Genomic DNA, 19,577 nt, shown 5'->3' on the forward strand with positions numbered 1-19,577 from the left:
TGCGCAGATAGCGCAGCCTCTGCGCAATCTCTCCAACTCGCCGCTCTGCACTGGTCGTTGACGACCTCGCAGATAGCTGCCCGCTGAGTGGTCAACAGGCACATCAGGTTCCATGAAACAGGATCAGGAAAACTGATCGCCTTTCGAGAAACCGACATCGTGTTTGATCTTGCCGTTCTCGAACTGGTCCATCCATGGCAGCACATCGGCACCGGCCGCTTTCAGGGCGCCCATGTTGTCTTTCACGGCCTGGTTGGCGCCGTCGCGCTGTTCGAAGTTACCGCCTCCGGTCCAGTTGGCGTTGCCGACTTCACCGATTTGCGGCTTGAAGCCCGCGCTCGTAAGCGCCTTGATCTCCGATGACAGACGCGAGGAGGCATCGGCACCGCTGGCGTACTCATGGATGCTGCCGATCAGGCCAGGGTTATTGCTGCCGTTGGCGGCTTTCAACTGATCAGCGTATTTGACCAGTCCGCTTTCCCCGCCGGCTGTCAGACCACCACCCCAATTGCTGTCCTCCACCACGATGTCGCCTTTGTAACCTGCGTCGCGGGCGGATTTGATCAGCGTGCTCTGCATATCGGCCCAATCTTGAGTGGCACTCTTGCCGCCCTCATTGAACGTATCGAGTACAAAACTCGGATGGTTTCCAAGGGCAGATACCACGTTTTTGACATCGTCGGCGGCTTGTCGGAGCTTGTCGCCGGACAAGACGTTGCCACCACCGCCATTGGCGTTGTCACGAAACGTAAACTGAATCCTGACCCCTTGTTTGTCGCCGGCATCGACCATCGCCTTGAGCTTGGCCATTTGCGCCGGGTCATTGATCTGGTCATGGGTCATCTGGATGCGAAGTGTTTCCCCTCCGGCATTTTTCACATCTTCGACCATTTTTTGCGCTGCCTCAGGAGACGCAATTCGGTCAGGAACCGTATTCGCGCCGCCATGAGAACCCAAGCCAGTGTTATTGAACGGTTGGGCTTGATTTGACTGCTCAGACAGTCCTGAGTCTGGCGTCGAACTGACAGCGCCGCCGGTAGAAGCAGAAGCTCGACCTGGCCCGGACGAAGCAGGGGACGGGTTGTCGGAAGGGTTATTTGCAGAAGAGTTACTTGCGGAAGAATCACCGAGCAAGCGTTTCAGCAGCGCCTGAATCAGCGTCGTCAACGCCTCGATCAAGTCACTTTGATCGCCCCCTCCTACTCGTCCATTCCCGGCGGTGGCGGTTGTCGGCGCGCCATTCCCCCAACTCACCGTGTTCGGCGCGCGCCGGGTACTTTCCGGAGGAAGAAAGTGCACGGCATTGCTCGACGATTTACCTGAATAGTCCGGACTCAGAGCTTGGTTGCCCGATGAAACAGGGGACCACCCCGGGCTGTTGTTGCTTACAGAGGTATTCATACTCATTTCATTACTCCTTTTTGTGGAGGTAACGCGTTTGGGTGAACGGGTTTTTGTGCAGGGCTTCAGAAATCCTCTTTATCGTCTGTCAGCGCTCAAGCAGATGAAGATTCATTAAAAGGGGCCCTTTAGATAAGCCCGCTCTGCGTCTCGCAAGATGGCAATATCCACGGCGTTGGGTAGCAGTCTTTTGGCCTCGGTAATGTTTGCCAGCTTGACGCTTTGAGATTCAAAGCCCATATCGGACGGTGTTCCATCGATCCGTTTGGCAAGGTAATAACGAGTTCGGGATGTTGTTCGGTCGTAGTCACCGATGAAGCCGTGGAGCTTCACCAGAAGCCCCGTCTCTTCGTAGACTTCCTTGAGTGCATTGGTCCTCAAGTTCAAACCGGCTTCCTGCTTTCCCTTGGGAAAAGCGTGCGTTGCGCCGAACGGGTGATTGGTCGGCTCGGTGATCCACACCCTGCCGTCGGGCTCAAAAATGATCGCTCCACTGGCGGGAGCAAGGTGCTGGGAACGCTTAAATTCCGGCTCTGTGAAGTTGACCGCCCGGGTCGTAAATCGGCGCCAGCCATCCATTGTGTTGGGGGGCGTAAATGATCTGAACGGCAGGTTGTTCATGCTGCCACGGACAGCGCTATGGGGTACAAAAACGGCTGTGGCGTATCGATCACGCCACGTATCCAAAGCGCTGGGAGACGTGGGATTTTTAACAGTGACAACATTGCCGCGCTCGTTCTTTTGGCGATGAATATAAGGAAGCGTCTGCTTCATATCGACCAGCCACTTCTTCCGACTGATCAGTCTTTTACCGAGCTCAATGCGTTCGCTGTGATTGCCAGGACCGTGCTCTGCGCAAAGTGCGGCAATACGCGCATCCGGTATTTTTTCTATCGCTGCAATACCCTCGCGGATGTCATTACGCTCGATGTTCCGAAAGACGCGACTGGACGAATTGTCTTCACGAGACAGCATCGTGACCAGTTCCATGGGCGTGGTACCGAACTGATTACCCTTGTGCTCCCCTTGGGCGCGGAAAACCAGCGCGCCGCCAAGGTCGATGCGCACAGGTTTGTTACGGTGATTGAAGATGACATTGTCCCCCGTCAGACCGATGACATCCCAGTTCGCCAGCCAGGCATCCACAGCAAAGCCGCACTTCAACTGGCTATTTTTTGCCAGCGTATCGAGGTCTTTGGGGTTCCCTACTATCAGTTTTGAAATCAGTGCGGGCTTGCCTTTGCGGGACGCCAGCTCTATGTCAGGAACATCGATTCCTGCGGCACGGTACAGCCTGGAGGCAAGCACCTCGTTTCGAAGCCTATTGGCAGACGGGTTGGTTTTCACATACCACTTAACGCCATTGGGCGCTTGAAACAATCCACCTGGATTAGAGCCCTTGGCGCCAGAGAGTTGTTTCCATTTGTCAGTCTCGACGAGAGCGAATTCACCTCCCCTCTTGGACCGTCCTAAAACCGTCATGTCGACGACAATGAACTCACCGCTCCGGCGAGCCTGCGTAATTTCGTACCGGTTGGTGATATCCAGAATGACTTCATGTTCACTCTTGCTGGCCACCGATAACGGCAACCGGCTCTCACTGAGTGTCACCCCCTTCGCACCACTGTGGTTGAGCGCGGGAACGGCAGGCATCGCTTTCAGTACAAAAAGAACCGGTGTTTCTTTTTTCCTGTTCGCGTTCACCAGCGCAAAGCCTTGCGAAACGGCTGACACTGTCGAGGCACTGGCCACCCCGGTCGCGGTGTAAACGCCTTTAACCACGCGCAGGCCGTGAATAAGACCATGGGCTATTTCGCGACTGCGGTAACCCTTGGAGGTATTCAGTAACAGCGACGCAGTCTCATCATCCAGAGATATCCCCCGATAAAGCACTTTAGGGTGATCCGACTCGGCCAACTCAATGGAGTAGCGCGGTATGGCGGCCCTCAGATCCGCAAATTCTTCTTCGGTTGTTTCAGAGGCCGTGTACTTCTGCAGCAGTCGCATGAACTCTTTGCCGTCTATCGAATCCAGTACGCTGTCCTGCCGCCCCGCCAAACGACACTCTTCAACAGTATTGAATTGCTCCACTGGAACTCCCTTGCCTCGCCCTCGCGAAACAAAGTTGGGCACTTTATTACTGGCAGGCCCCAGTGCTGAGGTACTTTGAGCGTTTGAAAACCCAAGGTGACTGAAATTGTGTTTTACGGGATTTATCATTAAGCCCTCCTGAACGTTCGTCTTGCGGCACGCGATGAACATTCGTCCCTGGAGTTACAGGCATCAGGACCGTTATCAGACTTGAATGCCATCAACCGATACTCACAAGGCAAATAGCCACTTTTCGGGTTGATCCACTCATGGATAACGCCTGCTGATAATGAAGAGACCCGAGAAAGCAGCCAGTCGCTATCACCGAGAGAATATTGAAAATAAGCAGAGCTTATAATTGGCTGAATGGCATTCATCGCAAACACTCATCGCCCGCATTTACTGGAAAATTGAGTAAATGAGTGTCGCAGTGTGCTGTGCGGTTCCATTAAGCAAACACGAGGGACTTCTTCAATGGAGAACCATCACTGTAAGTGATCGACATTCGTGGCGAATGTCTTAAAGCCAATGCAATGAATACCTAAGCTACTTGCGTGATCGTAGTGTGTGAAGTGATCAGACATAAGTCATACGACAACATATACATAATGCGCCATATTCAGTGACCCACTAAAAGCTCCAGACCGCACACATTTGCCCGAGCAGAGCGTGTCGCCAACGTGCAAAAGGTTAACGAGATCTGGCCGACCAACGCCCCACATGGATTTTTTCGACGTCACCCGCAGAGAAAATCGTCGGGCTGTTCGGGCACGCATGAGAAGATACCGGCACCTCACGTCAATGCTTCGTTTTTCAGGTATAAAATCCGACCGCCATGACCAGACCCGTAACACTTCAGGATGTCGCCAACCATGCCGGCCTTTCCAAGGCTGCGGTGTCGCGCTACCTGAATCGAAGTATCAGCCTGCCGCCGGAGACCGCGAAACGTATCGACACGGCGATCAAGGCGCTGGACTACCGGGGCAACAGTCTGGCCCGGCGCCTGAGCAAAGGCGGCAGTGAGACCATTGGTCTGGTGCTGCCGGACATCGCCAACCCGTTTTTTGCCGAGCTGGCAGACGCGGCCGAGGAAGAGGCGTCCGCCAACGGGTATAACCTGGTGCTGTGTGTCACCCGCAACCTGCTTGAACGTGAAAGCACCTTTGTGCGCTGGCTGGATTCACGTAACGTCGATGGCTTGCTACTGGTCAGCAACCGTCCGGACGACGGCACGCTGGCCAGTCAGTTGGCGAGCTACCGCAATATCATTCTGCTCGACGAAGACGTTCCCGGCACCTCGCAGCCCAAAGTGTTCGCCGACAACCATCAGGGTGGTCGCCTGGCGACTGACTATCTGATCCGCCATGGCCATCGACGCATCGCTCATGTGTCCGGGCCGTCGGCCTTGATGAGTGCCCGCGAGCGCTATGCCGGCTACCGGGAAGCGCTGGCGCTGGCGGGCATCGCAGAGGTGCCGGAATACCTGTGCTTCGGGGATTACAGCCGTGAGTTCGGGCGTATCGCAACCGCTCAGCTGCTCACCCTGCCCCACCCTCCGGAGGCGATTTTCGCCGCCAGTGACTTCATCGCTCTGGGCGTACTCGATGTCCTGCGTGAGCGCAATATCAGCGTGCCCGGCGCCATGTCGCTGGTGGGGTTCGACGACGCCGTGTATGCCAGTCTGCTGACCCCACCGCTGTGTACCATCCGCCAGTCCTCCAGGGAGCTTGGCCGTCTCGGCGTGGCGCAATTGCTGCAGCGCATGGCGGGCGGCGACTGTACACAGGACGTCGTGCGCGTACCCGTAGAGTTGATCTGCCGGGGCACGGTAGCAACGCGCAGTGACTGATTGCGGGGCAACCAGTAACACCCGGCCTTAAATCGGTGCACTGCCATCGGCATCCTGAAAAGCCGATGATTGCGGAAAACTGTGGCGCATCAAGGACGTACGGTGACTGGCCGGGATCGTGAAAAAAATGGCACACAATCTGCTTTCTCCAGTTCTCAAACCTGAAGACAAAGCTCATTTGTCTTTTTTTTGAAACGACTGGTAAACCGGTTTACCGATCTGATTTGCCGCACCGGCAAACAGACTAGGAGGATGGCAATGCTGCGTTTTAGCAAGCGTTTCACCCTGACCCTCGGCGCTGTTCTGGCCTTGGCGTTGTCACCCATCATTCAGGCCCAGACCGGCAAACGTCTGGCTCTGGTACAGGTCAACCAGCAGGCGCTGTATTTCACCCAGATTACCCAGGGCGCACAGGCTGCGGCGAAAGCTGCCGGAGCAGAGCTGGTGGTGTTCAACGCCAACGACAATCCGGCAGCCCAGAACGACGCCATCGAGGCCTATATTCAGGACAAGGTCGACGCCATTCTGGTCTGCGCCATCGACGTCAACGGTATCAAACCTGCGGTCACCGCAGCTGCGCAGGCGGGAATCCCGGTGGTGGCAATCGACGCTGTGATTAATGGCGACAATGCCGTACAGGTCGGCGTGGATAACCGCGAGGCAGCCCGACAGATCGGCCAGTACACCGGCGAATACATCAACCGCGAACTGGCGGGCAAGGCCAGCATCGGCGTGGTCGGAGCCCTCGGCTCTTATGTACAGAATCTGCGTCTGGACGGTTTCCGCGAGGGCCTGGCAAAGACCGCCAGCCAGGCGAAGATCGTCAATACCGTCGACGGTAACAATGTGCAGGACACCGCCCAGGCGGCGGCGGAAAACCTGCTGACCGCCAACCCTGATCTGCAGATCATTTATGCCACTGGCGAACCCGCCCTGATTGGCTCGGTTGCCGCGAGCATGTCGCAAGGTGCGGGCGAGCGGGTCAGGATTTTCGGGTGGGACCTGTCCTCTCAGGCAGTGCAGGGTCTGGATGACGGCTCTGTCGCGGTGGTGGTGCAACAGAACACGCAGGCCATGGGCAAGACGGCGGTGGAGTCGGCACTGGCACTGCTGTCCGGAAAAACCGTGGCTCGCGAACAGAGTATTCCCGTCACGCTGGTGACCAAAGCCAACCTGGCAGCCTATCGCGCCGAATTCAAATAAGGGGCTCAGCATGCAGACGCCTGGCGAAGTGCCTCGGGTACAGATGAGTGCCATCACTAAACACTATGGCTCGATAGCCTCGTTACGCGGTGTCGATCTGCTGTTGCAGCCCGGTGAAGTGCTGGGGCTGGTGGGCGACAACGGCGCAGGCAAATCCACGCTGACCAAGATTCTGTCAGGTGCGGAGCTCCCCACCAGCGGACAAATCGCCATCGATGGCGAGGAAGTCAGTTTCAGCGGTCCGGCAGATGCACAGCGCTGCCATATCCAGATGGTGTATCAGGACCTGTCGCTGTGTGACACCGTCGATGTGGCCGGAAACCTCTTCATGGGCCGCGAACCGATGCGCCGCGTGCTCGGCGTGCCGTTGCTCGATGAGACGCGCATGCACCGCGAAGCACGGCAGATTCTTGAAGCATTGGGCATCACTATTCCGGATACCCGCGCGCAGGTACGACACCTTTCCGGTGGCCAGCGCCAGGCCGTTGCGATTGCCCGCGCGGCCGCCTTCGGGCCTAAGGTTCTGATCATGGACGAGCCCACCGCTGCCCTCGCGGTAGCCGAAGTCGAAGCGGTGCTGGAGTTGATTCGTACCATCAGCCGCCAAGGCGTCAGCGTGATTCTGATCACCCATAGGTTGCAGGACCTGTTTCTGGTCTGTGACCGCCTCATGGTGATGTATGACGGCGCCAATCTGGCCGAGCGAAGGATCGCCGACACCGACCTCAACGAGGTCGTCGAACTCATCGTCGGGCACAAATTCACTGCCCGCTCCGCTAGCGCCTGAAAGGATATGACGCCATGAAAACGCTCGATCTCACGCGCCAACGCATTCTGCCGCAGTCGCTGTTCAAGCGCCTGCTGCACGACTTTCCCGGCGTGGTCAGCATCGGCCTGTTTTTCGCCCTGTGCTTTGTGCTGTTCGCGCTGGTGACCGATAACTTTTTAAGCGGTGCCAACCTGCTCAACGTTATCCGGCAAAACGCGCCGTTACTGATTGTCGCGGTGGCGATGACGCTGGTGGTCACCACCGGCGGCATCGACCTGTCCGTTGGCTCGACCCTGGCGCTGGTCGGTGCGCTGGCAGCCATGGCGCTCAATGCCTGGCATTTGCCCTGGCCGCTGGTTCTGCTCGGCGGGCTTGCCGTCGGCGCGATGATCGGGGCGCTGAACGGCTACTTCATCGCCTACGCGGGCATCCCGGCCTTTATCGTCACCCTGGCCACCCTGACCATTATTCGTGGCCTGGCGATGCTGCTGACGCAAGGCTATTCGATCCCCGTTCCACGCGAGGAAGCAGCGTTTCTGGCCTTGGGTCGCGGCTGGTTTCTCGGCGTGCCGCTGACCGCCTGGCTGGCCTTGCTGGTCACACTGGGCGGGGTGTTGGTGCTCGGCAAAATGCGCTTTGGCCGCTACCTCACGGGTATCGGTGCCAACGCTGAAAGCGTGCGCCGTGCCGGGGTGAATCATCGCGGGGTGCTGCTGCGGGTCTACATGCTCAGTGGCATGGCGGCCGCCCTGGCCGGCATGATCGTCACGGCCAGGCTGGGCAGTGGCTCCTCGAATCAGGGCGAAGGTTTCGAACTGGAAGTGATTGCCGCCGTGGTCCTCGGCAGCACCAGCCTGTTCGGTGGCTTCGGCACGATTGTCGGCACACTGTTGGGGGTACTGACCATGGCAGCGATCAAGAACGGGCTGATTCTGGCCCACGTCTCACCGTTTTACACGCAAATCGCCACGGGCCTGATCGTACTATTGGCGATCTGGCTGAACACACGCATTCTACGTACCGGCCGCCCACTCGGGAGGGCTGGAGCATGAGCCTGTTTCGTCATCCTTCACCCCTTCCACTCGGCGTCGACAGCGGCCATGCCATGACGGTGCTGGGGCCAATGCCGGTCGAGCGCCTTGGCGTCACTTTGATGCACGAACACATTCTGCTCGACGCATCGGGCAAATGGGTCGCACCCAGTTGCTGCGGCGAACGGCACCTGGCCGAGCGCCCGGTGAGCATCGAACTGCTCGGCGAGCTGCACATGAACCCGCTGGTCAGCCGGGACAATTGTCAGTTGTTCGATGTCGACCTCGCGTGCGAAGAACTGCTGAAGTACCGGGCGCTGGGCGGGGAAACGGTGGTCGATCCGACCAATCTGGGCATCGGCCGCGACCCGCAGGCCTTGCAGCGGATTTCCCGTCTGACCGGCCTGAATATCATCATGGGTGCCGGTTTCTATCTGGAACCCTCGCACCCGCATTACGTGCACGAACGCTCGGTTGAACAACTGGCGGAGCAGATCATTCATGACGTGGGCGGCGGTGAAGAGAAGCCCGAGGTGATTGCCGGCCTGATCGGCGAGATTGGTGTTTCTGCCGCGTTCACGGCTGACGAAGAAAAATCACTGCGCGCCGCAGCCCGTGCAAGTGCTGCGACCAGCGTGCCGCTCTCGGTGCACCTGCCTGGCTGGGAGCGCCTCGGCCACCGGGTACTGGACATCGTTGAGGCTGAAGGCGCCGACCTGCGCCATACGGTGCTGTGCCACATGAACCCGAGCCACAGCGACCCTGCGTATCAGCATGCGCTGGCGGCACGCGGCGCGTTTCTGGAATACGACATGATCGGCATGGGTTACTACTTCGCCGACGAGCACGCGCAGTCGCCCAGCGATGAAGAAAACGCGCGGGCCATCGTCGCTCTGATCGAGCACGGCTTCGGCTCGCAGGTGCTGTTGTCTCAGGACGTTTTTCTGAAAACCATGCTGACTCGCTATGGCGGCCATGGTTATGGCTACCTGCTGAAACACTTTGTCCCGCGCCTGCGCCGTCATGGCGTTACCGGTGAACAACTCGAAAACCTTTTGATCGACAACCCGCGCCGGGTCTTCCAGCGCGGCTTCCAGGCTCCTTTTTCATCGCAGAGGAATGCAACGTCATGAAACAGTCCGTATTGCTGGCTGGCGAATCATGGGTCAGCACGTCAACCCACATCAAGGGCTTCGATCAGTTCGACAGCGTCACCGCGCACAATGGCGCACGGCGTTTGCTTGCGGCGATGGCAGACAGCGACTATCAGATCACGCAAATGTGCGCCGATCAGGCACAGACCGACTTTCCGGCCACGGTTGAAGCACTCAGTCAGTATCAGGCGGTGATCCTCTCCGACATCGGTGCCAATACCCTGCTGCTGCACCCGGACACCTGGCTGCGTGGCAAGCGTACGCCCAACCGCCTCAAAGCCCTTCGCGAGTACGTCTTGCAGGGCGGCGCACTGATGATGGTCGGCGGCTACTTCAGCTTTCAAGGCATCAACGGCGGCGCGCGCTACCGCGGAACGCCTGTCGAGGAAGTCTTGCCTGTGCGTTGCCTGCCTTACGACGATCGTGTCGAAGTGCCGGAAGGCTTTCTGCCGCAGATCAACAGCGATCACCCGATACTGCAAGGCCTGGGCGGCGAATGGCCGTACCTGCTTGGCTACAACGAAGTTGAGTTGCATCCCGAAGCTCAATTGCTGGCCACGGTCGAAGGCTCTCGGCACCCGCTGCTTGCCGCGCGTGAAGTCGGTGCCGGACGCTCTCTGGCCTGGACCAGCGACCTTTCCGAACACTGGCTGCCGGAAGCTTTTCTCGACTGGGAAGGCTATCGCCGCTTCTGGATCAACAGCCTCGACTGGCTGACCCGCCGTACCTGACCGGAGGCTCCGATGCTCGATGACCCGATAGCCCTGACCCGTGCACTGTTAGCGTTCCAGACCCTCAACCCGCCGGGCGATGAAGAAGCGTGTGCGGCTTTTCTTGCCGAGCAGCTGAGCCGCCACGGGTTTGTCTGCGAGCTGCAGCGTTTCGGTGAGCGCCGTTTCAATCTGGTCGCCTGGCTTGGGGGCGACGGCCCCGGCAAACCGCTGGGGTTCACCGGCCACCTGGATACCGTACCACTCGGCAATGCCGCCTGGAGTCACTCGCCGTTTGCCGGTGAGATTGCCGACGGCCGGCTGTACGGGCGAGGATCCAGCGACATGAAAGCGGGCATTGCCGCCTTCATCGTGGCCTGCCAGCGCAGCCGTGATTCCATTCGGCGCGGGCCCGGCGTTCGCCTGATACTCACCGGCGGAGAGGAAACCGGCTGTGACGGCGCCAAGGCACTGTGCAGTGACGCGCCCCACTTGCTCGGTGAACTGGGCGCACTGCTGATCGGAGAGCCGACGGCCAACTACCCGATACTCGGGCACAAAGGCGCGTTATGGCTGCGCTGCGCCAGCCATGGCCTGACGGCCCACGGCGCCATGCCGGAAGAAGGAGTTAACGCTATCTACCTGGCCGCCGAACACATTGGCCGCGCGCAGACCTTTGAAGTAGGCCCTGCACATCCGCTCATGCGCAAGCCGACGCTGAACGTCGGCACTATCAGCGGCGGCCTGAACATTAATTCGGTGCCGGACTACGCAGCGTTCACCCTGGACCTGCGCACTGCACCGAATCTGGACCACGATGAAATTCGCGGACGGCTGGCGGCCCACCTGGGCAGCAGCGCGGAGTTGAGCACCCTGATTGATCTGCCTGGTATTTGTGCCAGCCCCGACGAGCCTTGGGTGCAACAGGTTTTTGCACGCTGCCAGGCCTTGCATGACGCTCCCCTGGAGGAAAAGGCAGTGCCCTACTTTACCGATGCTGCCGTGCTGCTCCCCGCCATCGGCTATCCGCCCACCCTTATTCTCGGCCCGGGGGAGCCCGCTATGGCGCACAAGGTCGATGAGTATTGTGAAGTCGACAAACTTCACCAATGCGTCGAGTTGTATGCCGGATTGATCGAAGACTGGACAGCCCTGCACGTGTGATGCGGAGCGTTGCGCAACTCTGCCAGTACGTGCCGTTTAGCACACCTGCACTATTTGATTTAACTGCGCACTCGTTGAGTATTGTCGCTGCCTTTAGCGCGGAACAGGCTGTGTCTGAACAGCCTTGACGAGCATCGGCTTACTTACCCGTCAGGTAGTAACTGACTCCATAAAAAGGTAATGATCCATGAATAAAGAATTGATGATGCGCGAACTCAACGAGCAGGAAATGTCACAGATCAACGGTGGCATGAGCACCGGCGAAGGCGTTGCGGCCATTGGTGTGGTGGTGGCGGCTACCGCTCTGGCGCCTGCGACTGCGGTCGGTGCCGGAGTGATACTGGCCGGTGTAGCAGCTGTCAGCGCTTTTGATGCGTTCCAAAGCTACCAGATGGCGCAATAACACGTTTTGTCATGCTGCGTGAACACTGTGCTACAGGCACTTATGCAGTACTTAGGAGAACCCTATGACATCCGATCGTTATAAAGTATTTGGGAAAGCCGTCAATTCGTCATTACTGTTCTGGCTCACAGCGGTTTCTTTTCTGATCGCCGCCAGCCTGGACTTTCAATGGAGCTACATTGGATTCGCCGGCATGTTTGCAGCTGTCGCTGTTGGCGGCCTCAGTGAAAACGCTCATAGCGACCAGGAGAGTTGACATGATGTCCCGGCCCCTAGAAACCATTAACACTCATGAACTGACAGATGCCGAATTGCAGCGGGTGTCCGGTGGTGCTGATTTCACCATCATGCCGGTACCCGGTGTTGGCGTGATCAAGCCTGATCCGGTCTGCGTCTATCCATTCCCTGACGTGCCTCCACCGTCAGACATTCGTGGGCCATTCATTGGTTGATGCCCTGTGTGCCCTGGCCAGATCAGGGCACATTCACCCGCCTCTCGCGAACCGACAACAGGTTCAGGCGCAATTCCGATGGTCGCAGCGGCTTGGACAGTACGGACACTTCCGCGCCATGCAACGATTCAAGAACGACGTCCATCTCTCGCCCGGTGACGATGAGTGCCGGTACGTCCCAGCCTCGGGCAGCCCTTATGCTTTCGATGCAATCAAGGCCGTTGGCCGTCGTACCCAGATCATAATCGGCGACGATGATGTCGCAATTGGTAGTCAGGCCCTCGGCTGAAAGCGCGGTCTGGACTTCGCACCCCCATCGCTCCAACAATGCGGCGGTGGCCATCAGCACGTTGCGGTCGTCTTCCACCAGACAGATCCTGACGCCTTTTAGCAGGCTGTCGCCCAATGGTTTTCTGCGCACAGGCTGTACCGGAGCACTCACTTCTTCAAGTCCGTGAATGGTCACCGTGGTGCCGCGGTTGACCCGCGAATCGATAGTGATCTGTACTTCCAGAATCTGACTGAGTCGCTTGACGATGGACAACCCCAGCCCTACGCCTTCCACGTCCTTGTCGCGCACATGCCGGATGCGGTAAAACTCGTCGCAGACTTTGGGCAGATGCTCCGCCGCAATGCCACGCCCCTGATCGTGCACGCTGATCGACAAGCCACCGTTGCGGCGACGCACACCGATCAGCACCGGGTGCTCGGGGGCATATTTGAGTGCATTGGACAGAATGTTCTGCACCATCGTGGCAAGCAAGGTGGCATCGACTCTGACCCAGCGTCGACAAGGCCGGACTCTCAACTCCACGCCGGCCCATCGGGCAGCCGCCGTATTTTGCTGCACGATTTCATTGAGCATGTCGCCCAGATTGACCACGTCCGACTTGGCCGACACCTTGCCGCTGTCCAGCGTGTAGATATCCAGAATCGAGCGAAACAACTGCGAAAGGTTGTGCAGGGAACGATCGATGTTGTCGACCAGTTGCCGCTCGTATTCGCCAAGCGGGCTGGCGCGCAGGCACGCAGTGAACATGCCGATGGAGTGAATGGGCTGGCGCAGATCATGGCTCGCCTGGGCGAGAAAACGCTCTTTTTCACGGTTGGCGACAGTCGCCTGCTCTGACGCCTGCCGAGCCCTTACCAACAAAATGTGAGCGTAGCCGGGCACCAGAATTGTGACAGCGATCAGCATCAGTACCACAAATGGTTGCGCCTGCCAGTAAGGCGTCAATTGATAGATGATCAATATCGCCAGCAGCGCGAGCGAGGCTGCAATCGCCAGATAACGCGAGCCGAAGCGCATACCGTTACCCAGGGTCACCCAGACCATCACACTGAAAATCGGCAGCGTTGCTTCACCACCCACGACCAGGCCGACGGAAATTGCGGTGTAGTCATGCACCATCCCGAAGACACGGCGCACCGGAAACACACCCGGGTAAGTGATGATGTGCTGGCGCAGAATCAGAGACACCACCAGAAAGGCGACGTAATAGAGAATGATCGGTTGATACTTCGCTACATCGAGCCCAGGCAGAAACCCCACCAGCGACACATAGATGATCGCGCAGGTTGCCACGATCAGCCTCAGCGTTGCCTGATCCCGTTCAGCGTTTTTCCGGTCGTCCATCAACGCACCTCGATTTACTGCGAACTCATACCGCTTGGGATCGTGCGCAGTACAGGCTTGTGGTGTGCCATCTTGCACGGCAACTTAATTACACTTCAGTCGCCACCATCATCTGATTGGCGTCCTGCAAACCGGCCTTTCCAGAGTGTCGCGGCAGCGCGTAAATAATGACTCTAATTTTGTATCACAGGCGATACATATTGTTGCTATCGAGTATGATAACCCGACTAAAAATTCGGAAGCAGAGGCATGGCGTGCAGAATCATAGTGGCTGACGACCACCCCTTATTTCGCGAAGGCATGTTGCGCACCATCGAACGTCTACTGCCAGAAGCACTCATTGAGCAAGCCGGCAATTTCAATGAAGTGCTGACGCTGGCGCGCTCCGGTGACGAAGTTGACACACTGATTCTCGACCTGCGCTTTCCCGGTCTGGAGTCGATGCACACCATCGCCGAACTGCGCAATGAGTTCCGACGCACCTCGATCATCGTGGTCTCGATGATCGATGATCCGGAGACCATCTCCCAAGTCATGTTGAACGGCGCTGATGGCTTTATCGGCAAGAACATCGACCCGCAGGAAATAACCGACTCCATCGTCGCTATCCGTCAGGGCGAAGTCGTCGTCAAGTACAAGTCTGAAGGATCAATTTTCAACGAATCGGCCGTTAATGCGCTAAGCCCTCTTACTGCCCGTCAGAAACAAGTACTTGGCCTGGTGGCTGCCGGTAAAACCAACAAGGAAATCGCCAAGGATCTGGGTATCTCGCCTTTCACTGTGCGTATACATGTTTCTAGCCTGCTCAAGGTGCTGGGCGTGTCCACCCGAGCGGCCGCCGCAGCGCAATTCTCCAGCCTGGCGATCAAGTAAGTGCTTGAAAAACGTTCAGTCGTCGATGTTCAGACTGCCAAGGTCAGATGCCAGTTGCAGCTTGGCGTTATGCCAGTTGACCAACGATTCCACACGTTTCTGAGTCGCTGAGGCCAGATCATTCTGCGAGCGCAGAAGCTCGAGAATACTGCCCACCCCGGCTTTGTAACGCCCTTGGGCAATTTCATAAGACTTGCTCGCACTCTCGACAAACAGACGACTGATGGCCAGTGCCCGGGTTCTGGATTCCAGCGCCTGCTGACTCTTCCAGACGCTCAACGCAATACTGTTTTCAACCTCATGCAACGCCTGTTCGCGAGCAGCGCTTTCGTAACTGGCAGCCTTCGCCCTGCGCCGATTGAGAAAGCCATCGAAAATCGGCACCGTGATTTGCACACCGATTGTCCAGGTGTCTATCTCCTGACGGGTGGAAACCTGCTCGATGGGCGTATCCTGGCGACTGTAGTTACTGAACAGCGAGATGGACGGTCGGCTCTGAGCTTTCGCCTCATCAACTCTTGCCTGACTCGCCGCCCAGTCCGCACGGGCTTTTTCTATAGAGGGATGCAGCGCCCTGGCCTGCTCCATCAATGCATTGACGTCCCCCAGAAATGCTACGTCCTCACTGCCCGGCTCATCCAACGCAACCAGTTTGAGCGGGGCACCGGGTGATAACCCGAGCTGGCTGGCCAATTCGCCGCGCGCCGCTGCCAGGTCGCCTTCCGCCATCACTCGATCCAGCTGCGCTTCGGCAAAATCGGATTGTGCCTGCAGACGATCAGTCTGCTCACCGGCGCCAGCACGGTATTTCGCGTCAGCAGCTTTCAAGCTGTTGTCGGCAAGACGTTCTGCACTGACTTTGGCCTGCAACAGCGCGGTGTTGGCCTGCACCTGGTAAAAGACTCTGGCGGTGGCAAGCATCGACTTCTGCACTTCCTCAATGCGGCTGCTACTGGCGGCGTTCAATAATTGCCGGGCACTTTCGACTTTTGCGGCGCGAAGACCGAAGTCAAATAGCACCCAGCTCATGTTCACGCCGTAGATGCTGGTACTGGCGTTCAGCCTTGAATTGGCTTCGGAGAACCCCGGATAACGCGTGGTCTTACCGGCCCGGCCTTTTTGAAACTGCCCTTCCACGGTCGGGTAGTAGGCCGAATGCTCGGCGTCCATCTCCGCTTGACGCGCCAGCTCGGTCAGCCACGCTTCACGCAACTTGGGATCGGCACACAACGCGACAGACACCGCCGTCGCGAGGTTCAGGGTATCGGGAAGCCGACTGGAACCAGGGCACGCCGGTACGCGGTTATCCGCCATGCACAGCGACGCCAGCAATATACCGGCGACGCTCGACAAGGCCCATTTGCCGACACGGCGCATCACGGCTCGGAGCCCTGCGCTGAAGGCTCTCCGAGCACGGGGCCGTCGTAGGCAATTCGACCATTGGCCAGCGCCACGACCCGATCCGCCGATCGAATGGTTTCCGGTCGGTGGGCGACAATGATCCGGGTGATGTTCAGCGTCTCAAGCGCCTGATTGACCGCCGCTTCGCGAGTAATGTCCAGATGGCTGGTCGCTTCATCGAGAAACAGCAACTGCGGTCTTTTATAAAGCGCCCGGGCCAGCAATACCCGCTGCTTCTGACCGCCGGACAATACAGTCCCCATGTCACCCACCAGCGTGTTGTAGCCCATCGGCATCTGGGCGATGTCATCGTGGACAGCGGCCAGCCGTGCACACTGCTCAATCCATTGCTGGTCGGCACTGGTCTCGAAAAAGCTGATGTTGTCGCCAATCGACCCGGCGAACAGCACATCATCCTGAAGTACCGTGCCGGTCAGGCGCCGCAGCCTGCTGACATGATCAGGCCCGACCGGCTGTCCATCCAGCAGAACACTACCGGCGCTGGGTGCCAGGATGCCGAGCATGACGTTGAGCAAAGTGCTTTTGCCGCCACCCGACGGACCGACGATGGCGACCGACTCGCCAGCGCGAACATGGATCGACACACCATCCAGCACGTAAGGTTCGTACTCGGAATAGCGAAAGCGTACATCACGTACTTCAAGGCTGGGCACGTTCTCACTGCTGGCGTCATCCGACCCATCCAGTCCCGAAACCGGCTCGGCGTCCTGCAGCACAATGTCGGACAAGCGCTCACCATGCAGGCGCAGCATGATCACGTCGACGATCTTGTCGATCAGCGCGGCGACGCGGCCGTTGAACTGCTCTTTGTACGAGTTGAATGCAATCAGCATCCCGGCACTGAACTGCCCCTCCAGCACCAGCGTGGCGCCCAGCCAGATCACAATGATCGTCACCAGCCCGAACAGTACGCCGTTGAAGGTGCGATAAGCCAGTTGCAGTTTCTGGGGGTGCAAGCCGGCGTTGATTTCCTCCACCAGCAAGGCGCTCCAGGCGCTGCAACGCTGCTCAGGACGATTGAAAAGCTTGATGGTGCGCACGCCGCGCACGCTTTCCAGAAAGTGTGATTGTTGACGAGCCGCATGGACCAGCTGATTCTCGCTGGCACGCCGCAACGGCCCGAACCATGCCCAGCGCGCCAAGGCATAAATCACCATCGCCACCACGGCTACCAACGCCAGTTTAGGGCTGTAAGCGATCATCAGTCCCAGCGTAATGACCGTCATCAGCCCGTCGAGTATGGCTTCAATGAACGACGTGGTGACTGTCTGCTGGATCGACTTCAGAGAGCCGAAGCGCGAGACGATATCGCCAAGATGGCGGCGCTCGAAAAACGCTACTGGCAAACGCAGCAGATGAGTGAACACATTAATCTGCCACTGCGAACCGAGCATTGTACTCAGGTACATAAGCGCCCACCCACGGGCCAGCGCAACGGTATGCTGCATGATCAATAGAATGCCGAAGCCGATGGCCAGCACCGCCAGCAGATCCAGATCAGCGCTGACCAGCACCTTGTCGATCACGGTCTGCATGAAAAACGGGCTGAGAATAGTGCACAGCTCCAGCGCCAGTGCCAACAGCAGCACGTGGGTGAGCACCCGGCCAAACCCGTGCACTCGCCCCAGCAACTTGCGCAACGAAATCGGCGGCCGGGCAGCCACTGGCTGGAAATCACTCTCGGGCCACACCTCCAGCGCCACGCCGGTAAAGGCCGCCGACACCTCATCCAGCGACAGCTTGCACAGGCCACGCGCAGGATCGTGCAGCACCACGCCGTACGCCGTAACCTCCCTGAGCACCACGAAGTGATTAAAGTTCCAGTGCAGCACACAAGGCAGTTGCAGTTGACCCAGCGCATTCAGTTCAACGCGCAATGCCCGGCTGCCAAGCCCGAGTTGCGCGGCCATGCTGATCAGTTGCTTGAGGTTCACGCCTTTCATCGACGGCGAAAGGCGCTTACGCAGAGAAAAAAGATCGCTGTGCTGTCCATGGTAACGGGCAATCATGGCCATGCACGCCAGACCGCATTCAGTGGCTTCGGTCTGCAACACCACCGGCAGTTTGGTTCCAACCCCGAAAGTGAACGCATTTTTGAGGTTCAAAGGCGTTTTCCTATTCCGCGCAAAGGCTCGAGCAGCCACTCATAGAGCGGCAGCTTTTCCTGCATGATGTCGGCGTCAAGCTGCATGCCGGAGCGCAAGCGCTCGCGTTTGCCCTGACCCTCGATGACTTGTGACGCCAGCGCGACCGTGACCCGATAGAAAGGGCCTTGCTCGCGCATCTGCTCGGAAACATTGCCCAGCGTCATGACTTCCTCAGCAGGCAATGCAGTACGTGAAATCGACGACACCCTGCCCGGCTGCAGGCCGAAGCGCTGATAGGGATAGGCTTGGTAACGCAACATCACGGTATCGCCGGCGCGCACAAAGCCCACCGAGCGACTGGGCAGATACAACTCCGCGTGCAGCTTTGCATTGGCAGGCACGATGCTCAGCAGCGGCCGCGCACTGTCGACCCGTGAGCCGTTGGAGACCGCGATGGCGGTTGCCTCACCGGCCGTTGGTGCAGTAATCAGGACCTCCCGTTTGGTTTCACTTTCGACCAACTGGTCCTGATTCTCGGCCAGCCTGCGTTGCAGATCGGCCAGTTGCTTGCTGTGGTTGAACGGCAACTCGACCAGCTCCGCGCGCAGCCTGGTGCTTTCGGCGCGCACTGTCAGCAGCGAGCGATTCAGCTCTTCACCACGCAGGCGCATGTCCAGCACGGCGTCTTCTTTTTCCTGAAGCTGATCACGGGACACATAATCCTGGCGTTGCAGGTTGGCGTAGCGTTCGGCAATCCCTTTGGTTAACGCCAGCCGCTGACGCGCTAGGTCGATTTGCGCGAGTATTTTCTGCTGTTCGGTTTCCAACGCTTCGACTTGACGCTTTTTGCCTTCCAACTCCTGCTGATGCAGGGCCAGGGTCTTGTCGATCTCCTGAGTCAGGCTTTCCTGACGTCGTTTGATCGAGAGGCTGATCGCCCGTTGCGCACCGCCCGCTTCGCCGTTTTGCGTATCGCTGGACAACGCCATCAACACAGCGTCGGCATTCACCGGCTGCCCTTCGCTGATGCCCAGGTTGTTGACCACCCCGGCTTGCGGCGCATAAATCCTGATCAGACCTGTTTCAGGCAGCACCACACCGCTCGCCGCCGTACGTTTGGTGTATGTAGCGAACGTCAGAAACAGCCCCATGCAGATGCAGAACAGTAGCGCGACGGCGGCTGCCAGGCGCATCGATACCGGGCTGATCAACAAGACCGTACCCAGCGTGCTGCGCTTCTGAGCGGCGAGCGCTTCAGGTCGAAAGAGCATGAATATGCATCGCGTCGATCATCAGGAATGCGCCATAAGAAACCACAGGACTCGACAGTAT

Annotated in this window: 17 protein-coding genes; 11 read left to right on the plus strand and 6 right to left on the minus strand. The window is 58.3% G+C overall.

What is annotated here, in order from left to right; genetic code table 11:
• Window positions 1-123 precede the first annotated feature (123 nt).
• Window positions 124-1,407: a cellulase family glycosylhydrolase gene (locus PI739_RS24765; protein WP_080377427.1), complete on the minus strand. Its 1,284-nt coding sequence runs from the start codon at window positions 1,405-1,407 to the stop codon at window positions 124-126.
• 108 nt (window positions 1,408-1,515) lie between these two features.
• Complete coding sequence (locus PI739_RS24255) at window positions 1,516-3,621, minus strand: NUDIX hydrolase (RefSeq protein WP_195843829.1); 2,106 nt, start codon at window positions 3,619-3,621, stop codon at window positions 1,516-1,518.
• A 706-nt stretch (window positions 3,622-4,327) separates the two neighbouring features.
• On the opposite strand from PI739_RS24255, the gene PI739_RS24260 reads away from it, so the two are divergent.
• The 10 genes from PI739_RS24260 to PI739_RS24305 all read left to right on the plus strand — a co-directional run bounded on the left by PI739_RS24260 (window position 4,328) and on the right by PI739_RS24305 (window position 12,227).
• A complete protein-coding gene (locus PI739_RS24260) occupies window positions 4,328-5,341 on the plus strand; it encodes a LacI family DNA-binding transcriptional regulator (RefSeq protein WP_003430758.1) in 1,014 nt (337 codons plus the stop codon).
• Window positions 5,342-5,599: 258 nt separating this feature from the next.
• Window positions 5,600-6,544 (plus strand): substrate-binding domain-containing protein, encoded by a 945-nt coding sequence (locus PI739_RS24265; protein WP_122240782.1) that lies wholly within the window; start codon window positions 5,600-5,602, stop codon window positions 6,542-6,544.
• 10 nt (window positions 6,545-6,554) lie between these two features.
• Window positions 6,555-7,331 (plus strand): ATP-binding cassette domain-containing protein, encoded by a 777-nt coding sequence (locus PI739_RS24270; protein WP_003430760.1) that lies wholly within the window; start codon window positions 6,555-6,557, stop codon window positions 7,329-7,331.
• Window positions 7,332-7,345: 14 nt separating this feature from the next.
• Window positions 7,346-8,365, plus strand: coding sequence for an ABC transporter permease (locus PI739_RS24275; RefSeq protein ID WP_003371220.1), 1,020 nt, complete (start codon window positions 7,346-7,348; stop codon window positions 8,363-8,365).
• Window positions 8,362-9,477 carry a phosphotriesterase family protein gene (locus PI739_RS24280; protein ID WP_271352230.1) on the plus strand — a complete coding sequence of 372 codons (1,116 nt, stop codon included), beginning with the start codon at window positions 8,362-8,364 and terminating at the stop codon, window positions 9,475-9,477. Before PI739_RS24275 ends, PI739_RS24280 begins: the two co-directional genes overlap by 4 nt.
• Window positions 9,474-10,229, plus strand: a complete 756-nt coding sequence (locus PI739_RS24285) for a glutamine amidotransferase (protein ID WP_003430764.1) — start codon at window positions 9,474-9,476, stop codon at window positions 10,227-10,229. The genes PI739_RS24280 and PI739_RS24285 overlap by 4 nt, the downstream gene beginning before the upstream one ends.
• Before the next feature lie 12 nt (window positions 10,230-10,241).
• Window positions 10,242-11,372: a M20 family metallopeptidase gene (locus tag PI739_RS24290; RefSeq protein WP_271352231.1), complete on the plus strand. Its 1,131-nt coding sequence runs from the start codon at window positions 10,242-10,244 to the stop codon at window positions 11,370-11,372.
• A 187-nt stretch (window positions 11,373-11,559) separates the two neighbouring features.
• Window positions 11,560-11,775, plus strand: coding sequence for a hypothetical protein (locus PI739_RS24295; RefSeq protein ID WP_003371213.1), 216 nt, complete (start codon window positions 11,560-11,562; stop codon window positions 11,773-11,775).
• Window positions 11,776-11,839: 64 nt separating this feature from the next.
• Window positions 11,840-12,031: a hypothetical protein gene (locus tag PI739_RS24300; RefSeq protein WP_003430765.1), complete on the plus strand. Its 192-nt coding sequence runs from the start codon at window positions 11,840-11,842 to the stop codon at window positions 12,029-12,031.
• Window positions 12,032-12,035: 4 nt separating this feature from the next.
• Window positions 12,036-12,227: a hypothetical protein gene (locus tag PI739_RS24305; protein ID WP_096120350.1), complete on the plus strand. Its 192-nt coding sequence runs from the start codon at window positions 12,036-12,038 to the stop codon at window positions 12,225-12,227.
• A 22-nt stretch (window positions 12,228-12,249) separates the two neighbouring features.
• Here the strand turns inward: PI739_RS24305 and PI739_RS24310 are convergent, their stop codons facing one another.
• Window positions 12,250-13,863, minus strand: a complete 1,614-nt coding sequence (locus PI739_RS24310) for an ATP-binding response regulator (RefSeq protein ID WP_003371205.1) — start codon at window positions 13,861-13,863, stop codon at window positions 12,250-12,252.
• A gap of 249 nt (window positions 13,864-14,112) precedes the next feature.
• Here PI739_RS24310 and PI739_RS24315 point away from each other — a divergent pair, with 249 nt between their 5' ends.
• Window positions 14,113-14,736: a response regulator gene (locus tag PI739_RS24315; protein WP_003430766.1), complete on the plus strand. Its 624-nt coding sequence runs from the start codon at window positions 14,113-14,115 to the stop codon at window positions 14,734-14,736.
• A 15-nt stretch (window positions 14,737-14,751) separates the two neighbouring features.
• Here PI739_RS24315 and PI739_RS24320 read toward each other — a convergent pair whose 3' ends face one another.
• The 3 genes from PI739_RS24320 to PI739_RS24330 are packed head-to-tail and all read right to left on the minus strand — an operon-like array spanning window position 14,752 to window position 19,516.
• The gene (locus PI739_RS24320; RefSeq protein ID WP_003371202.1) at window positions 14,752-16,113 is read right to left on the minus strand and encodes a TolC family protein; all 1,362 of its coding nucleotides are present in this window, start codon (window positions 16,111-16,113) and stop codon (window positions 14,752-14,754) included.
• Entirely contained in the window at window positions 16,113-18,263 is a 2,151-nt protein-coding gene (locus PI739_RS24325; protein ID WP_096107199.1) for a peptidase domain-containing ABC transporter, read from the minus strand. The genes PI739_RS24320 and PI739_RS24325 overlap by 1 nt, the downstream gene beginning before the upstream one ends.
• The gene (locus PI739_RS24330; protein WP_024662186.1) at window positions 18,260-19,516 is read right to left on the minus strand and encodes an HlyD family secretion protein; all 1,257 of its coding nucleotides are present in this window, start codon (window positions 19,514-19,516) and stop codon (window positions 18,260-18,262) included. The genes PI739_RS24325 and PI739_RS24330 overlap by 4 nt, the downstream gene beginning before the upstream one ends.
• Between the last annotated feature and the right edge of the window lie 61 nt (window positions 19,517-19,577).

The sequence above is a fragment of the Pseudomonas cerasi genome (assembly GCF_027983475.1).
Taxonomy (GTDB): Bacteria; Pseudomonadota; Gammaproteobacteria; order Pseudomonadales; family Pseudomonadaceae; genus Aquipseudomonas; species Aquipseudomonas cerasi.